General features: G+C 50.9%; 17 protein-coding genes and 1 riboswitch. Of the genes, 14 read left to right on the top strand and 3 right to left on the bottom strand.

The window, feature by feature from the left end:
• Positions 1 to 3 precede the first annotated feature (3 nt).
• From gspH to cysQ, 9 genes are all read left to right on the top strand, one after another.
• Entirely contained in the window at positions 4 to 594 is a 591-nt protein-coding gene (gspH, locus tag C9I99_RS23785) for a type II secretion system minor pseudopilin GspH (protein ID WP_107351389.1), read from the top strand.
• Positions 591 to 968, top strand: coding sequence for a type II secretion system minor pseudopilin GspI (gspI, locus tag C9I99_RS23780; RefSeq protein WP_275937940.1), 378 nt, complete (start codon positions 591 to 593; stop codon positions 966 to 968). The genes gspH and gspI overlap by 4 nt, the downstream gene beginning before the upstream one ends.
• Positions 955 to 1,641 (top strand): type II secretion system minor pseudopilin GspJ, encoded by a 687-nt coding sequence (gene gspJ / locus C9I99_RS23775; RefSeq protein ID WP_420849266.1) that lies wholly within the window; start codon positions 955 to 957, stop codon positions 1,639 to 1,641. The genes gspI and gspJ overlap by 14 nt, the downstream gene beginning before the upstream one ends.
• A complete protein-coding gene (gene gspK / locus C9I99_RS23770) occupies positions 1,631 to 2,659 on the top strand; it encodes a type II secretion system minor pseudopilin GspK (RefSeq protein WP_243734694.1) in 1,029 nt (342 codons plus the stop codon). The genes gspJ and gspK overlap by 11 nt, the downstream gene beginning before the upstream one ends.
• A complete protein-coding gene (gene gspL / locus C9I99_RS23765) occupies positions 2,628 to 3,899 on the top strand; it encodes a type II secretion system protein GspL (RefSeq protein ID WP_107351315.1) in 1,272 nt (423 codons plus the stop codon). Before gspK ends, gspL begins: the two co-directional genes overlap by 32 nt.
• Complete coding sequence (locus tag C9I99_RS23760; RefSeq protein WP_107351314.1) at positions 3,896 to 4,372, top strand: type II secretion system protein M; 477 nt, start codon at positions 3,896 to 3,898, stop codon at positions 4,370 to 4,372. Before gspL ends, C9I99_RS23760 begins: the two co-directional genes overlap by 4 nt.
• Before the next feature lie 2 nt (positions 4,373 to 4,374).
• On the top strand, positions 4,375 to 5,133 hold the full coding sequence (locus tag C9I99_RS23755) for a type II secretion system protein N (protein ID WP_107351313.1): 759 nt from the start codon (positions 4,375 to 4,377) through the stop codon (positions 5,131 to 5,133).
• Positions 5,134 to 5,276: 143 nt separating this feature from the next.
• Positions 5,277 to 5,828 carry an ADP compounds hydrolase NudE gene (nudE, locus tag C9I99_RS23750; protein WP_107351312.1) on the top strand — a complete coding sequence of 184 codons (552 nt, stop codon included), beginning with the start codon at positions 5,277 to 5,279 and terminating at the stop codon, positions 5,826 to 5,828.
• 8 nt (positions 5,829 to 5,836) lie between these two features.
• Positions 5,837 to 6,673: a 3'(2'),5'-bisphosphate nucleotidase CysQ gene (cysQ, locus tag C9I99_RS23745; RefSeq protein WP_107351311.1), complete on the top strand. Its 837-nt coding sequence runs from the start codon at positions 5,837 to 5,839 to the stop codon at positions 6,671 to 6,673.
• 57 nt (positions 6,674 to 6,730) lie between these two features.
• On the opposite strand, the gene sthA is transcribed toward cysQ, so the two are convergent.
• Positions 6,731 to 8,146 carry a Si-specific NAD(P)(+) transhydrogenase gene (sthA, locus tag C9I99_RS23740; protein ID WP_107351310.1) on the bottom strand — a complete coding sequence of 472 codons (1,416 nt, stop codon included), beginning with the start codon at positions 8,144 to 8,146 and terminating at the stop codon, positions 6,731 to 6,733.
• 317 nt (positions 8,147 to 8,463) lie between these two features.
• Here sthA and fabR point away from each other — a divergent pair, with 317 nt between their 5' ends.
• Complete coding sequence (gene fabR / locus C9I99_RS23735) at positions 8,464 to 9,096, top strand: HTH-type transcriptional repressor FabR (protein ID WP_107351309.1); 633 nt, start codon at positions 8,464 to 8,466, stop codon at positions 9,094 to 9,096.
• A gap of 23 nt (positions 9,097 to 9,119) precedes the next feature.
• Positions 9,120 to 9,491, top strand: a complete 372-nt coding sequence (locus C9I99_RS23730) for a YijD family membrane protein (RefSeq protein WP_107351308.1) — start codon at positions 9,120 to 9,122, stop codon at positions 9,489 to 9,491.
• A 64-nt stretch (positions 9,492 to 9,555) separates the two neighbouring features.
• Here the strand turns inward: C9I99_RS23730 and trmA are convergent, their stop codons facing one another.
• On the bottom strand, positions 9,556 to 10,662 hold the full coding sequence (gene trmA / locus C9I99_RS23725; RefSeq protein WP_107351307.1) for a tRNA (uridine(54)-C5)-methyltransferase TrmA: 1,107 nt from the start codon (positions 10,660 to 10,662) through the stop codon (positions 9,556 to 9,558).
• 146 nt (positions 10,663 to 10,808) lie between these two features.
• Positions 10,809 to 11,033: riboswitch (cobalamin riboswitch) on the top strand.
• Positions 11,034 to 11,072: 39 nt separating this feature from the next.
• Between trmA and C9I99_RS23720 the strand changes: the two genes are divergently transcribed.
• The 3 genes from C9I99_RS23720 to murI all read left to right on the top strand — a co-directional run bounded on the left by C9I99_RS23720 (position 11,073) and on the right by murI (position 14,499).
• The gene (locus C9I99_RS23720) at positions 11,073 to 12,920 is read left to right on the top strand and encodes a TonB-dependent receptor domain-containing protein (RefSeq protein WP_107351306.1); all 1,848 of its coding nucleotides are present in this window, start codon (positions 11,073 to 11,075) and stop codon (positions 12,918 to 12,920) included.
• 49 nt (positions 12,921 to 12,969) lie between these two features.
• On the top strand, positions 12,970 to 13,632 hold the full coding sequence (locus tag C9I99_RS23715; protein ID WP_107351305.1) for a Dph6-related ATP pyrophosphatase: 663 nt from the start codon (positions 12,970 to 12,972) through the stop codon (positions 13,630 to 13,632).
• A gap of 81 nt (positions 13,633 to 13,713) precedes the next feature.
• Positions 13,714 to 14,499, top strand: coding sequence for a glutamate racemase (gene murI / locus C9I99_RS23710; RefSeq protein WP_107351304.1), 786 nt, complete (start codon positions 13,714 to 13,716; stop codon positions 14,497 to 14,499).
• Here the strand turns inward: murI and C9I99_RS23705 are convergent.
• Entirely contained in the window at positions 14,471 to 14,920 is a 450-nt protein-coding gene (locus tag C9I99_RS23705; RefSeq protein WP_107351303.1) for an RNA recognition motif domain-containing protein, read from the bottom strand. The two genes, murI and C9I99_RS23705, sit on opposite strands and share 29 nt — an antisense overlap.
• Between the last annotated feature and the right edge of the window lie 396 nt (positions 14,921 to 15,316).

The following is a 15,316-nucleotide window of genomic DNA, read 5'->3' as shown; positions in this document are numbered from 1 at the left end:
ATGATAAGTAAGCGTGCAGCGGGTTTTACCCTGATAGAGATACTGCTGGTACTGGTGCTTTTGGCAACCAGTGCCGTGGCCGTTATCGTGGCCTTGCCCGAGAGCAAGGAGGATAACGTCAGGAAGGAAGCTGCGCGCTTTCACTACCTCGTCCAGCTGCTGGGCGAGGATGCTTTGCTCAATGGTTACGACTACGGTGTGCGGATTGAGCGTAATCGGTACCAGTTTCTTCAGCTAACCAGTCAGGACTGGCAGCCACTGGAATCTTCGAAGTTCTTCACCGAGGTGGAGATGCCCGAAGAGATCCGTTTGGTTGTGGAAATTGGCAGTTACTCCTGGCAGGACAAGGATCGCTTGTTCAAGCCGGGCTCGCTGTTTAATGAAGACTTGTTTGCTGAGCAAACTGACAAAGACAAGATAAAACCCCCGCAGGTGGTGGTGATGGCCAGTGGGGAATACACCCCTTTTTCGTTGGAGTTTGAAGTGACGGGCGAGAACCAGTTTTGGCGAGTACAGGCCGATGAATTGGGTCAGTTGTTCCTGTTGCCGCCGGGCGAGACTATCGCCAGCGTGCAGGAGAACACCCAGCAGTGAAACACCCATTGACCACCCGGCGTGATCGGGGCATGACCTTACTTGAGGTGTTGGTGGCACTGGCGGTGTTTGCGACGGCAGCACTCAGTGTGATGAGAGCGGTTAGCCAGCACCTCAATACCTTGGGTTATCTTGAGGAAAAAACGTTTGCCGCCATGGTGGCTGATAATGAAATGGCCAAAGTTAGATTGTCGGGTGAGATCCCGACGTCGGTCAAACGCGGGAAATCCGAGCTGGCTGGACGTGACTGGTATTGGTCGATTAAAAGCACCAAAACCGCAGACGGCTTCCTGCGGGCACTGGATGTGACGGTAGCAACAGATGAAGCGCGCAAGAAGTCGGTGGTGTCACTGAGAACCTATGTTGAGAATTAATTCTACCTCCCGCCAGCGCATGTCTCGCCATTACGTAGCCGGTCAAAACAAATCTGGCCAGTCTGGTTTTACCTTGCTGGAAGTGCTGGTGGCCATTGCCGTATTTGCCATGCTGAGTCTGTCGGCCTATCAGGTAATGAACGGGGTACAGCGAAGCGATGCCCAGTCTCGTGAGCATAGCGAGCGGCTTAAAGACATCCAGCGAGCCATGATCATGATGGACAATGATTTTCGCCAGGTGGTTGCCCGTAAGGTGCGCAATCAGGGGGAGGCTGTCAGTGACCGGATATTCCAGAGCCGGGAGTACCTGCTGGACTCGTCGAGCTACGGCATTTTGTTTACCCGTACCGGGTGGCAGAACCCACAGCAGATGTTTCCGCGCGGAGAGAACGTCAAGGTTGGCTATCGGATTGTCGACGAACAGCTGGAGCGGGTCTGGTTCCGTTATCCAGACAGTGTGGTGGGCACTGAAGCCTTGGTTAGGGGGCTCTTGCCCGGAGTCGAGGCGATGTCATTCCGGTTCTACAGCGACAAGACGTGGCTGGAAACCTGGGACAAGCCTGCCGCTTTGCCGGAAGGGGTGATGATAAAACTGACGCTTGAGGACTACGGCGATATCGAGCGGGTGTATATGCTGCCGACCTCGGCTTTAGAGGCAGGTGATGATGAATAATTTCACGCCGTTCAGGCAGCAGCGTGGTGTTGCTCTGATTGTGGTGCTGTTGCTGCTGTCGCTGATGACCTTACTGGCGGTGCAGATGACCGAACGGCTCCACCTCAATTTTTACCGGGTCGAAAATCAAATCCAGAATCAGCAGGCCTATTGGTATGCGCAGGGGATGGAAGAGTTGGCCAAGGTGGCGATCAAGCAAGGGATTGACGATAGCGATACGGTCAACCTGAGTCAGGCTTGGGCCACTCAGGGCCAGCGTTATCCGCTTGAGGGCGGAGAGGCCATTGGTGATATTATCGATCGCCAGGCGTGCTTTAACCTCAATGCCCTGTCGGGTGTTCAACCGACAACCGGGAGCAGTACCAAGCCCTATATCGTGACGGTACTGCAGACCTTGATAGAAGAAACCGGTGTCGATAGCTATGACGCCGAGGTCGTCGCCGACTCGGTATGGGAATACGTCGACACAGATGAGAAAGTCAATGCTGCCTTTGGGGCTGGCGACAGTACCTATGAAGGCTTTCGTCCGCCTTACCTTCCCCCGCGAGATTGGATGGCCGATGCCAGTGAGTTGCGAGCCGTGAACGGTGTAACGGCGGCTATTTTTGATAAGTTGCGCCATCAGATCTGTGCCATCCCCACGACGACGCTGGCGATTAATGTCAATACGCTGTTCGAGCAGCAGGCGCCTATCTTGGTGGCACTGTTCTCACCACGGTTGTCGCTGTCGGATGCCCAGAAGTTGATTGCTGACCGGCCATATGATGGCTGGGATAATGTTGATGATTTTCTCGGTGAGTCACAGCTGGCCAGTGTGGATGCTTCGGTAAAAGATCAGGCCAAGGATTTCTTGGCGATCAGTAGTGATTATTTTCAGATGGATACCGAGGTATTGGTCGATCGGTCTAGGGTGAGGTTAGTGGCCTTGCTCAAACGAGATAGTGAAGACACGGTGACGGTAGTGCGTCGCCGTTATGGAGGAGTGAGTGAGCGAATTTCTGACAATCAGGCTAAGTAGCCGTGCTGATCAGCCGGTGCAATGGCTTGTCTGGTCGCCACAGCAAAAAGAAGTTATCGCATCAGGCCAGCTTGAGGCGATCAGCCAGCTGAGCGAGATTGCCGATTATGCCAGCCAGCGCGTTGTCTATGGATTGGTACCGGCGGGCGATGTATTGCTGACCGAGATCGCCATTCCAGCTGGCAGTAGCCGGCAGCTGTCGGCGGTATTGCCGTTCTTACTGGAAGAAGAGCTGGCGCAGGATGTGGATAGCTTGCATGTACATCTGCTTCAGAAAAGCGGTGATATGGCTCAGGTCGCGGTGGTCGAGCATCAAAAAGTGGCGCTATGGTTAGCGGCGCTGGAAGATGCTGGTATAGAAATAAAGGCTTTGCTGCCCGACTGTTTGTGTCTGCCGCTGTTCGACAACGGCTTTACCGCCGCTGAGCTCGATGGCATGTGGTTGATCCGCCAGTCGGGATCTCTAGGGATTGGTGCTGAGCGCGCCTGGCTGGCGCCATGGCTTGAGACACAGAGAGTGGCCGGTGAGCAAGACACACATAGCGCACAGGCTGACACGGATGATCTGCCTGAACCGGAGGAAGTCGCGCTAGATGATGATCTTGTGGTGCATTATTACACCCCTGCCCCTGAAAATATGCCGGGTCAATGGGTGGCTGAAACGCCTGAGCTGGTAATGCAACTGCTAGCGCAGGGAGCCGCAGAGAGCAAGGCGAACTTGCTCTCGGGCCGATATAAGCAACAACCAGCGTGGCGTAAGTTCCTTAAGCCATGGCGCAAGGTGGCTATTGCTGCCGGGGTGCTGATGGCGGTATTGGTGGCAGAGCATGTCATTTCAGTACAGGCGATGGAGCAGCAAGCGCTGGCCTATAAGGCAGAGAGTGAGCGTATTTTCCGCCAGGTACTGCCTCAGTTCCAGCGCGTGCCGTCGCAGAGTTACCTCAAGCGACAAATGAACAGTGAGCTGTCCCGCTTGGGTGGCGGAGGCAGTACGGAAGGTATTCTGCATTGGCTGGCAGAGCTCCAGCCATCATTGGCCAAGGTCTCGCAGTTGTCGGTGCAGAACTTTCGTTATGATCAGAACCGCAATGAAATGCGCTTCCAGGCGGTCGCCTCTGAGTTCCAGCATTTCGAGCAGCTAAGAACCATGTTGGATGAAGACTTCGAGGTCGAACTTGGGCAGCTGAACCGTGAGGGGAATCAGGTAACCGGTGCCATCGTACTAAGGAGAAAATCATGAACGCGTGGTGGAAAGGCTTGAACCAGCGGGAGCAGAAATTGGTATTAGGCGGGGGAGCGGCCTTGTTCGTTGCGGTTCTCTACTGGGGAATATGGCAACCGATGGCAGCGTCGGCGGATAACACCGAACGTCGCCTGCAGAGCGAGCGCCAGTTACTGAGCTGGGTGAAAACCAAGGCCGATGAAATTCTGTCGCTGCGCGGTGCTAGCGGCGCGACAGGTTCAGTGAGCGATAAAGGGTTGAACCAGGTGGTCAATGAAACGACTCGCCAGTTCAATATTGAATTGATCCGGATGCAGCCACGCAGTGAATCGGTACAGGTATGGGTCCAGCCGCTGCCCTTTAATACGCTGATCAACTGGCTGGCTTTTTTGCGTGATGAGCATGGTATCGATGCCCAGTTCTTGGATGTGTCGAAAGCTGATCGTACTGGTGTGGTCGAGGTTAACCGCTTGCAGTTAGGGCGGGGGTAATTGTGAAGTATAAGTTATTACTGGGCGCCTCGTTTGGCGCGGTATTAGTGGGCAGCCTGGTGGCTCATATTCCGGCGAGTTGGGTATGGCAACAGGCACCGAATATCCGGGGCTTAGATGTTTCGGGGATCCGGGGGACACCTTGGCAGGGCTCGGCCAGTCAGATCCGTTGGCAGGGTAAAAACTTCGGTCGGGTACAGTGGGATATGCAAGTGCTCTCCTTGCTGACCGGCAAGCTGAAGTTGGATGTCCGGTTTGGTCAGGGCAGTGAGATGAAACTGCAGGGGCGGGGTATTGTAGGCTATGCCGGAAGCGGGCCGTTTGCCGAGAACCTGCTGGTCTCTATGCCTGCTAGCGAAGTGCTCAAGTTCTCACCGACAGCCTTGCCGGTATTGGTCAATGGCAACCTCGAACTGACGTTGCGTGACTATACATTTGAAGCGCCATACTGTGCCCAGCTAGACGGTGCGCTGGCGTGGACGGCAGCACAGGTGTCTTCACCGCTGGGAGCGTTAGATCCCGGCCCGGTTATCGCGGATTTAGCTTGTGAGCAGGGTAAGTTGCTGGCGGATGTCTCCCAGTCTTCTGATGACGTGTCCAGCGAGTGGCAGGCATCACTGGCGCCTGGCAACACCTATTCGTTGGCGGGTTGGTTCAAGCCCGGGGCGCAGTTTCCTCCTCAACTCGGCCAACAGCTCAAGTGGCTGGGTACCCCCGATCCTAAAGGGCAGTACAAAATTTCTTATAGCGGACGGCTATAAATGTTAACCCGGCTTTATTCGTCGGGTTAACGTTTTCCTCACAAATTACTTTATTTCCTTTGCGGCATGCCATTAAATAGCAGTTCTTGTCTTGGTTGCCGCGTCGTTTGCGGTAAGCCGCTTTCCCTGGAATAGGACATTACATGGCTGCGGAACACAACAAACCCGAAATTTTGGCAACAGAAGTGATTGCCCAATCCCGACTGTTCAAGATTGAATCGCTCGACCTACGGTTTTCCAACGGTGTAGAGCGGACTTATGAGCGGATGAAACCCTCAGCGCGTCACGCAGTACTGGTTGTACCGGTGTCAGAGCAAGGCGACTTATTGTTGATCCGGGAATATTCCGCAGGGACCGAGCGCTATGAATTGGGATTCCCCAAGGGACTGATTGACCAAGGTGAATCGGCAGCCGAAGCGGCAAACCGTGAGCTAAAAGAAGAGATCGGCTTTGGGGCGAATGATTTGCAACCACTCAAGGAAGTGGTGCTGGCACCGTCGTACTTCTCCAGCAAGATGACCTTATTTCTGGCACAGGGACTTTACCCGGAAAAGCTCGAAGGTGATGAGCCGGAGCCATTGCAGATTGTTCGCTGGCCGCTTAGCCAAGCTGAGGAATTGCTGCACCACTTGGACTTTGCCGAGGCGAGAAGTATTACAGCTTTATTCCTTGCCCTCAAACAACTTGGAAAGTAGGAGCGAAGATGGACTTATCTAACCTGTTGCCGCAAGTTATCGATATTGCCCGATCGTCGGGTCAGGTGATCCTGGATATCTATCAGCGCGGACAGTTTGAAAAACAAGTTAAGAGTGACAATACGCCGGTAACCAGCGCCGATTTGGCGGCGCATAAGCTGGTGGTCCGGCGCTTGTCTGAACTTACACCTGATATTCCTGTATTGTCAGAAGAAGACGCTGATGTGCCATTGTCAGAACGTGCTCAATGGCAACGATACTGGTTGGTGGATCCGCTGGATGGCACACAGGAATTCATTGCGGGTAGCGGTGACTTTGCCACTATTATTGCACTAGTGGATAACAATACTCCGATCATGGGGGTGGTATACGCGCCTGTATCGGGGGTGGTGTACTATGCCTATCATGGGAAAGGGGCATGGAAAATCACCCCGGAAGATGAAACGGTGCGTATTTCCACCCACAAGCATCAGCTACCTACCCAGTCGATTGCCGTCGCGATAAGCCGCCGACAAGACATCGGTGCGATCACCAGCCGCTTAGATCCGGCGCTGAACTATGATTTGGTGCCACTTGGCTCGGCAGCGCTTAAGTCGTGCCTGGTTGCAGAAGGTGCTGTCGATTGCTACCTGCGTCTTGGTCCGACCGGCGAGTGGGATACGGCTGCGACCCAGTGTATTGTCGAAGAAGCAGGTGGGCGGATCCTCAATACCCACCTGACACCGCTGTCTTACAATGAACGTGATACGCTGGAAAACCCTAACTTTATCACCCTTGGCGATGAGCGTTTGCCGTGGTCATCGATACTGACTCCGGATAATCGGCTGATGGAAATCAGTGACTAGCAAACAAAACGGAGCCCTCGGCTCCGTTTTTGTTCAATGGTCTATCTACCTTGCTGGTCAAAATAGCCGGTTGAGTCCGTTGAGTGCTGCGACCCGGAAGGCTTCGGCCATGGTGGGATAGTTGAAGGTGGTGTTGACGAAGTAGTTGATGTTATTGCCTTCCCCCTTTTGCTCCATGATCGCCTGGCCGATGTGGATGATCTCGGCGGCACGTTCACCGAAGCAGTGGATCCCGAGGATCTCTCGCGTCTCGCGGTGGAATAGGATCTTAAGGCTGCCGACTTCCGTTCCGGCGATCTGTGCCCGGGCCAAGTGTTTGAATTGCGAGCGGCCAACCTCGTAAGGTACCTTTTCGGCTGTTAGTTCCTGCTCCGTTTTACCCACCGAACTGATTTCCGGTATGGTGTAGATCCCCGTCGGGATATGGTCGATGAGCTGGCCCTCAGCCGCGCCGTTGGCAATCGCTTGGGCGACAAAACGGCCTTGGTCATAGGCGGCACTGGCAAGACTTGGATAACCAATCACATCACCCACGGCATAGATATGCTCGACATCGGTACAGTAGTTCTGGTTAACCTTTAATTGGCCGCGGGAGTCCGGCGTCAGGCCGACTTTATCCAAGCTGAGTTTGTCGGTATTACCAGTGCGCCCGTTTGCATAGAGTAGGCAATCGGCGCGCATTTTCTTGCCGGATTTCAGGTGCAGGATCACCCCGTCTTCGGTGCCTTCTATCTGGTCGAAGACTTCGCCGTTGCGGATCATGACCCCGCTATTCCAGAAGTGGTAAGACAGGGAGTCGGAAATCTCGTTGTCGAGAAATTCCAGCAGGCGATCCCGGGTATTGATCAGATCGACCTTGACACCCAGCCCACGGAATATGGAGGCGTACTCACTGCCGATGACGCCGGCACCATAGATAATGATATGGCGCGGATCATGCTTGAGCTGCAAGATGGAATCGCTGTCGTAGATCCGGCTGTGGGTGAAATCGACACCGTCCGGCTGGTAAGGGCGTGAACCGGTTGCGATGACAAACTTGTCGGCACTGTAATGCTCCCGGCTACCATCGGGTTTTTTCACCATCACGCTATGGCTACCGGTGAAACAGGCTTCGCCGAAAATGATGGAGCACTGGTTGCGATCGTAAAAGCCCTGGCGCATCCGGGTCTGCTTGTTGACGACGTCCTCGGCATGACCAAGGATCTGGCTGAAGGTGCTGTGCAAGGTTGAGTTGTTCTTGCAGTAGAGCGGATTTTGGTTGTACTCGATGATCCGGCTGACAGCATGGCGTAGCGCTTTAGAAGGAATGGTTCCCCAGTGAGTACAACCGCCACCAACACTGTCTTCACGTTCAATGATTGCGACATTGAACCCAGCCTTGGTCAACCCCATCGCCGCCCCTTCTCCACCAGGACCACTGCCAATAATGATGGCATCAAAGTGTTGGGTGGAAGCGTGTTTGCTTTTTGTCATGCTTGGCCTTACTTATCATTCTTGCAACATTGCGACCGTGTTATTTTAACTTCTTCTAAAGCAAGGTAGAATTAGCGTTCTGCGATAGGGAGCGGAGGATCACGTTGCCGGGATAACTTTTCGGTAAAAGTTGGACGTTGGTGGGAGTTTTGGTTGTCGCCTTGCTGGTGGTGGAGTTTGTGAGCTACTAGTAAAACTAGCAAGAACGACTTTGATTAAGCGCCAGTCAGGATTTACTATGTTTTGATGGCAGTGAAAAAGCGCGTATAGTGACTATCAATGTGACGCAAGATAATTCAAAGAGAAACAAAAACCCCATGGGAATCAGGGCTCAGCAGAAAGAGAAAACCCGCCGTTCACTGATTGATGCTGCCTTCAATCAGCTAAGTGCTGAACGTAGCTTTTCTAATTTAAGCTTGCGGGAAGTGGCCAGAGAGGCCGGTATTGCACCGACCTCGTTTTATCGTCACTTTAAAGATATGGATGAGCTTGGCCTGACAATGGTCGATGAAGGCGGTTTGATTCTTCGCCAGCTAATGCGTCAGGCTCGTCAGCGTATTGCCAAAGAGGGGAGTGTGATCCGTACTTCGGTGGAAACCTTTATGGAGTTTATCGAGAGCAGTCCGAACGTATTCCGTTTGCTGCTGCGTGAACGTTCGGGTACCTCGCCGGCATTTCGTGCTGCTGTGGCCCGCGAGATCCAGCACTTTGTTGCGGAACTTACTGAATATCTCGTGGCCAAAACCGGGGTGACCCATGATGAGGCATTTACCCAGGCAGAAGCATCGGTAACGTTGGTCTTCAGTTCGGGGGCAGAGGCACTGGATTTGGATAACCATGCTCGTGCAGAGCATGCAGAAAGATTGATTCTGCAATTGAGAATGATTGCAAAGGGTGCTTATTGGTACCGCAAAGAGCGTGAGCGCAGAGAGCTCAGGCAAAAACTCTAACTTTATTATGTTGGTGAAAGGATATGAACAAGGAACAAACTAAAGCTGAACGTAAAACGCTGGTATTGTCATTGCTGGCTGGCCTATGTGGTAATGCCACACTGGCAGTGTTTACCTCAAGCGCGGTGGCGTTTTCTATCTTCCCAGTAATTGCGTTTGCATTGGCGTTGTACTGCTTGTACCAAGAGTACTTGAGCAAGCCGATGGCCGAAGGCACACCTGCGATTGCATTTGCCTGTTTCCTCGTGGGCGCGTTTGGCTATTCGGCATTTGTCCGTGCTCAGGTACCGGATATGGGGTCGAATTTCCTACCTTTGATTCTCGCGTTGGGCCTTCTGTTCTGGGTTGCTTACAAACTGGGTATCATGACACCAAAAGCACAATCGGAAGCATAACCGCAGCGGTTGTCACATAAACAAAAAAAGGCGCCGATTGGCGCCTTTTTTGTTTTGGTTGGGCCTATTTACGCTCGAGTAGAACACCCGCTTCCATGTGGTGGGTATACGGAAACTGGTCAAACAGGGCGAAACGGGTGATGCGGTGGGTTTCAGATAAGATCTCTAGGTTCTCTTTGAGCGTATCTGGGTTGCATGAGATGTACATGATACGTTCGTAACCCTGCACCATGCGACAGGTCCCTTCGTCCATACCGGAACGAGGTGGATCGACAAAAATCGTGTTGCAGTTATAGCTCTGCAAGTCGATATTTTGATCTTTCAGGCGACGGAACTCACGGCGCCCTTCCATTGCATCGGTAAAGTCTTCAGCTGACATCCGGATGATCTGGACATTGTCGATACTGTTCACGGCAATGTTGTACTGGGCTGAGTCAACGGATGGCTTCGCCAGTTCAGTGGCCAATACGCGGTCGAAATTCTTGGCGAGAGCAAGCGAGAAGTTTCCGTTACCACAGTACAGCTCAAGCAGATCGCCTTGGCTCTCTTGCGTACAGTCAACCGCCCACTCCAACATCTTTTGAGCCACTTCACCATTAGGCTGGGTAAAGCTGTTTTCTACTTGTTTGTACGTCAGCACGCGATCGTTAACCTGTAGCTTCTCGATAACAAACTCTTGGTCTAGCACAATCTTCTGCTTGCGGGCGCGGCCGATAAAGTTCAGCTTGAAGCCTTCGTCATTCAGGCGCTGTTTCAATGCGGCGGCTTCTTTCTCCCACTCGGCATCTAGCTGGCGGTGATATAGCAGGGAAACCAGAATTTCGCCGCTAAGGGTCGATAGGAAGTCCACTTGGAATAGCTTGTGGCGTAGGGCTTTCACTGGTTTTAGTGCATCAACCAAAAGGGGCATCAAATCATTGATCAAACGACTGGCCGCCGGGAATTGATCAACGCGATACTTCTCGCGGGTCTCTTGGTTGAACATCACGTAGTAAAGATCTTCGCCTTCATGCCATACACGGAACTCGGCACGCATACGGTAGTGTTCGGCAGGAGAGGCAAACACCTCAAGCTCAGGTGTATCAAAATCGGCAAAGATATTTTGAATACGCGCTGCTTTTTCATCTAGCTGTGGTTGGTACTCAGCTGGATTGATTGTGGTGGATGCCATAGAGGTTGCCTCAAACTGCTCAAAATAAGAGCGCCAGATTTTATTGTATTGTTGACCGATGTCCAGTGTTGTGCCGGATAAAATCGTGAATCAACCGTTATTTCGCGCTCAAAGCAATAACAACTAGACATTAAGATGTAGGATAATTAGCATGCAATTGCGCTGGTTAGCCTGCTTGCAGGCTGGGGAACGCGGTGAAATTCCGTGACTGACGCGCAGCGGTGATAGAGAACGAAAGCACATGGACGTTAAGTTCGAACACTGCTTCTACAATCTGTGCAATGCAGATGCCTGAAGTGGGAAGTTGTTGCCTAGGTGGCCGTCCGGCCAAGCTCTTAAGTCCGAAGACCGACCAGTGTACCGAGCCAAGCAGTGGCTCAGGAATGAACGCGACTTAAGGTATCTATATAATGAAAAAAACGCTTTTAGCAGTGGCGTTGGCACCCTTGTGCCTGCCGTCTATGGTTTTTGCCGCGACTTCGTCTGACGAAGTGATGGTGGTGACCGCCAACAGATTTGAGCAATCTGTCAAAAATGTGATTGCCCCTGTCTCTGTTGTTACCAAAGAAGAGATTGATGCCATTCAAGCCAAGTCCTTAGCAGAAGTCTTGCGCCGTTTGCCGGGTGTGCAGGTGGTCTCTGGAGGTTATGGCCAAAATACAGAAGTGTATGTCCGCGGTACAACCTCTCGTCACCTACTTGTGATGATCAATGGTGTCCGGATTGGCAGTGCGACGCTGGGCAGTGCGGACTTTAGCCAAATCCCCTTGACGGGTATTGAACGTATCGAGTTTATCCGAGGTTCAAGAGCGGCACTTTATGGCTCAGATGCGGTAGGTGGTGTGCTGAATATTATTACGGCTTATCAACCGGGTGAGACGTTGGCGGAGGTCAGTGCTGGGGTAGGCAGTGATGGTTACTACCAACTCGGTGGTTCCGTTGCTGGATCGCTAGGGCAAAATAGCTGGGGTAAAATCGCCCTTAAAGGTGAAAAGGCTGATGGATTTTCTGCCCGTAAGGAGCCGTATGAGCAAGATGATGACGGTTTCAAGAACAGTAATATCGTGGCTGAAATTGGTACCCAGCTAAATGACAATTGGACACTCAGTCTTCAAGGCTACTACCATGACGGTGAAAGCGATTACGATGATGGGTACTTCGACTTTACAACAGGGGACTTCATTTCAACCCCTAACGCCCAAACGGAATCATCTTTGTATAATGTGGCGGCCAAAGCGGGTTACACCAATGACAACTTCATCAGCGAGTTGACTGTTGCGCAGAACCAAGATGAAGCGCGCAACTTCAGTGATATAAGTGCAGGCAGCAAGATCAAAACCAAGCGTGATGTAGTGAATTGGCAAAATTACTACCAGTTGAATACCGATCTGGAATTCGGCGGTGGTGTTGAGTGGTATCGTGATTCAGTATCCAATAGTACGACTGCCTTTTCAGAAGATGAGCGTGACAATACTGCGCTGTATTTTACTTCTATTTATCGTAATGATGCAGGGTTGCAGTTAGAGGGTAGCGTAAGGACGGATGATAATGACAGCTATGGTCGTAATAATACTTGGCAGGCTGCAGTCGCTTATTCTTTCCTAGTGAACTATCAGATTTCAGCCAATGTCGGTACCGCATTTAAAGCGCCGACATTTAATGATCTGTATTGGCCAGGCTCTGGTAATCCGAACCTTAAGCCAGAAGAGTCGACCAACTATGAAATATCATTGTCTGGCTCACACCCATTGTTGGACTGGCGAGCAACAGCCTACCAATCAGACATCGATCAGCTCATTGCATGGGCGCCGATTGACCCAGATAACCCATTTAGCGACTGGATCCCTATGAATGTGGATGAAGCGCAGATCAAGGGGCTTGAGTTAACGGCTGGATTCAATACGGGGCCGTTATACCACGATATTAGTTATGACTATTTGGATGCCGAAGATAGCAGCACCAAAAAACAATTGATCCGCCGCTCTAAGCATAATGCGAAGTGGAATGTTTCCTACTTGCTTGACCAGTGGCAGTTTGATGTCAGTGCGCTTTACAAAGGTAAGAGCTATGACGATGCTGCGAATACCAAGAGTTTGGATGCCTATACCTTGGTTGATTTGGCGGCAAGCTATTACTGGAACGAGAACTTAATCCTACGAGGTCGAGTCGCTAACTTGTTCGACGAGGATTATGTAGCGAAAGAAACTTATAACGTCCAAGAGCGTAGCTACTACGCCACAGTGACCTACCAGTTCTAACGACACAAAAGCCACCTTTTGGTGGCTTTTTTTATGGAGCCGTATTCTCATGAGTCCATTGAAAACAATTGTTAGCTGGTCTTCCGGCAAAGACTCGACCTTAACCCTTATCCGTTTGCAGGAAGATCCCCGTTATGATGTGGTGGGTCTGTATACTACCTATGTCGCGGACGAGGTCCCTTTTCAAGCCACCCCGTTAGAGGTGGTACGCGCGCAGGCTGCCTTAACCGGCTTACCATTAGTCGAAATCCCCTTGCCAGAGGTGTTTCCTGCCAATGATGTGTATCAATCACTGGTGATTGAAGGATTGCGAACGAGTGACTTGGGGATAGAGGCGGTGGCTTTTGGTGACATGTTCTGCAATGGGATTGCCGATTATCGTCGCAGTTATATCGAACCTGCTGGGTGGCAGTGTGTTTTCCCTTTGATGGGAGAAGAAAGCAGTGCATTGGCCAGCGAAATACTTCAGCGGGGTATCCAAACAATATTAACGACTATCGATACTAGCCAGTTAGATGGGCGCTTCTGCGGTCAGTGGTATAGCCGTGATCTTATTGCTTCATTGCCTGCAGGGGTTGATCCGTGTGGTGAGGATGGCGAGTTTCATACTCTAGTGGTTGAGGCGCCATGCTTTCGTGGGGTGTTAGGTATCGGTTTAACGGAGATAGAAAGACAGGATCGCTTTCATTATCAGCGCTATTGTCTAACTTAAAAATAACCGCTGTTACTTTGTTGAAGCCCTAAATTCGCAGTATGATGTTGCCCCTTGTGAGTAACACGGCAGAGAGTGAGAGTGAAGCGGGTACTGATTTTTGATTCCGGTGTAGGTGGACTTTCCGTATATCAGGAAATATATGCGCAACTGCCTAACGTTCAATATATCTATGCATTCGATGATGCAGCTTTTCCCTATGGAGAATTGCCTGAAGAAGAGCTTATAGAGCGAACCCGTCATATTGTCACTCTATTAGTCGAGCGCCATGTTATCGATTTAGTCGTGATTGCCTGTAATACCGCTAGTACGATTGTGCTGCCAACATTACGCGATTGCTTAGCTATCCCTGTTGTTGGTGTGGTTCCGGCAATAAAGCCTGCAGCTATGCTGAGTATGCGGAAGGTGATTGGGCTCTTGGCAACACCAGCGACGGTACAACGTGAATATACCGATCTGCTCATTAGCCAGTTTGCTAGTCATTGTGAAGTGCTAAGAATAGGATCAACACGGTTGGTTGAAATGGCGGAACAAAAACTGCGTGGTCAGCCGATTTCTATTTCCGAGCTTGAAGAGATTTTATCACTATGGCAAGGGAAAGTGGATTGTGTGGTATTGGGGTGTACCCATTTCCCGTTAATTAAAGATGAAATAATTGAAGCCATCAAAGGTGATGTGATCATTGTCGACTCTGGGCGGGCGATTGCCAATAGGGTAAAGGACTTGCTGGGGGTAATAACGATAACCAGTACTGAGCCTAACCTGACATACAATAGTGCCGCTGGTAATAACACAGCGGCACTCAATAAAAGTTTGGCAGAAATGAAACTAGCGCCAGTTAGGACTCTTCAGTTTCCCCGGCCTTAGGCTCATTGGCTTCACGGACTTTCAGGGTGCGTTGACCATATTCTTTATCATTTAATTGGGCAATCGCATTGTCGGTATCGTTACTGCTCATAACAACGAAACCAAATCCTCGCCTTTTTCCTGTTCGCTTATCTTTCATTAAGCGAACAGCAAAGACTTCACCATGCTCAGAGAATAGCTTCTTTACTTCACTTTCATTGGCCCGATAAGGCAGGTTGCCAACGTAAAGGGTTTTACTGGCTTGGGCTGTGTTTGGTTCTGCAGATGAGGATTGAGTTGGGATAAGTGGCAGGATAAAAGCAGCGCAAATCGCTCCAAGTGCAAAGGCAATGCCGGGGTAGATGGGGAGAAAACTAAATACTAAGCCCCCAACAATGGCGATTGCGAGAATCGGTTTAAGAGATTGATTGGATAATTTCATAAGTTAACTACATCGTCATAAGAAAAAAAAGAAGGCGTTATTGGTTATTTTAACAACAAAGTCACATTGATATTACTTTCATTGACTTGTAATTGCTAGCTAGTGAGTGTGACGCCCCTCTAATGTTGAATTTAGAGGCGTTTCTCTCACATTAGTAGAAATAATCGCCGGGTGGAATTTTTTTTAAAGAAAACCCTTGTCAGAGTGATTCAAGTCTCTATAATGCCGCCTCACTGACACGGAGAACGGCAACTTAAGCCGCTAACCAGTCAGTATTGTTCTTTAACAATTTGACCATGCAATCTGTGTGGGCACTCGTGAAATGATAGTCAACAAAAGAATTATCAATGAAACTGAGTGACCAATACAAAATAGCGATTCTATTTATAGGAAAGG

The sequence above is a fragment of the Photobacterium lutimaris genome (assembly GCF_003025555.1).
GTDB lineage: Bacteria > Pseudomonadota > Gammaproteobacteria > Enterobacterales > Vibrionaceae > Photobacterium > Photobacterium lutimaris.
Note: the sequence above shows the minus strand (reverse complement) of the source record. Positions and strands in the feature narration are given on the sequence as shown.

Coding starts and splice junctions, on each gene's coding strand:
- C9I99_RS23730 (WP_107351308.1), top strand. CDS start 9,120: ATGAACAAGGAACAAACTAAAGCTGAACGTAAAACGCTGGTATTGTCA.
- nudE (WP_107351312.1), top strand. CDS start 5,277: ATGGCTGCGGAACACAACAAACCCGAAATTTTGGCAACAGAAGTGATT.
- C9I99_RS23760 (WP_107351314.1), top strand. CDS start 3,896: ATGAACGCGTGGTGGAAAGGCTTGAACCAGCGGGAGCAGAAATTGGTA.
- trmA (WP_107351307.1), bottom strand. CDS start 10,662: ATGGCATCCACCACAATCAATCCAGCTGAGTACCAACCACAGCTAGAT.
- sthA (WP_107351310.1), bottom strand. CDS start 8,146: ATGACAAAAAGCAAACACGCTTCCACCCAACACTTTGATGCCATCATT.
- C9I99_RS23720 (WP_107351306.1), top strand. CDS start 11,073: ATGAAAAAAACGCTTTTAGCAGTGGCGTTGGCACCCTTGTGCCTGCCG.
- C9I99_RS23715 (WP_107351305.1), top strand. CDS start 12,970: ATGAGTCCATTGAAAACAATTGTTAGCTGGTCTTCCGGCAAAGACTCG.
- fabR (WP_107351309.1), top strand. CDS start 8,464: ATGGGAATCAGGGCTCAGCAGAAAGAGAAAACCCGCCGTTCACTGATT.
- gspK (WP_243734694.1), top strand. CDS start 1,631: ATGATGAATAATTTCACGCCGTTCAGGCAGCAGCGTGGTGTTGCTCTG.
- C9I99_RS23705 (WP_107351303.1), bottom strand. CDS start 14,920: ATGAAATTATCCAATCAATCTCTTAAACCGATTCTCGCAATCGCCATT.
- cysQ (WP_107351311.1), top strand. CDS start 5,837: ATGGACTTATCTAACCTGTTGCCGCAAGTTATCGATATTGCCCGATCG.
- gspJ (WP_420849266.1), top strand. CDS start 955: ATGTTGAGAATTAATTCTACCTCCCGCCAGCGCATGTCTCGCCATTAC.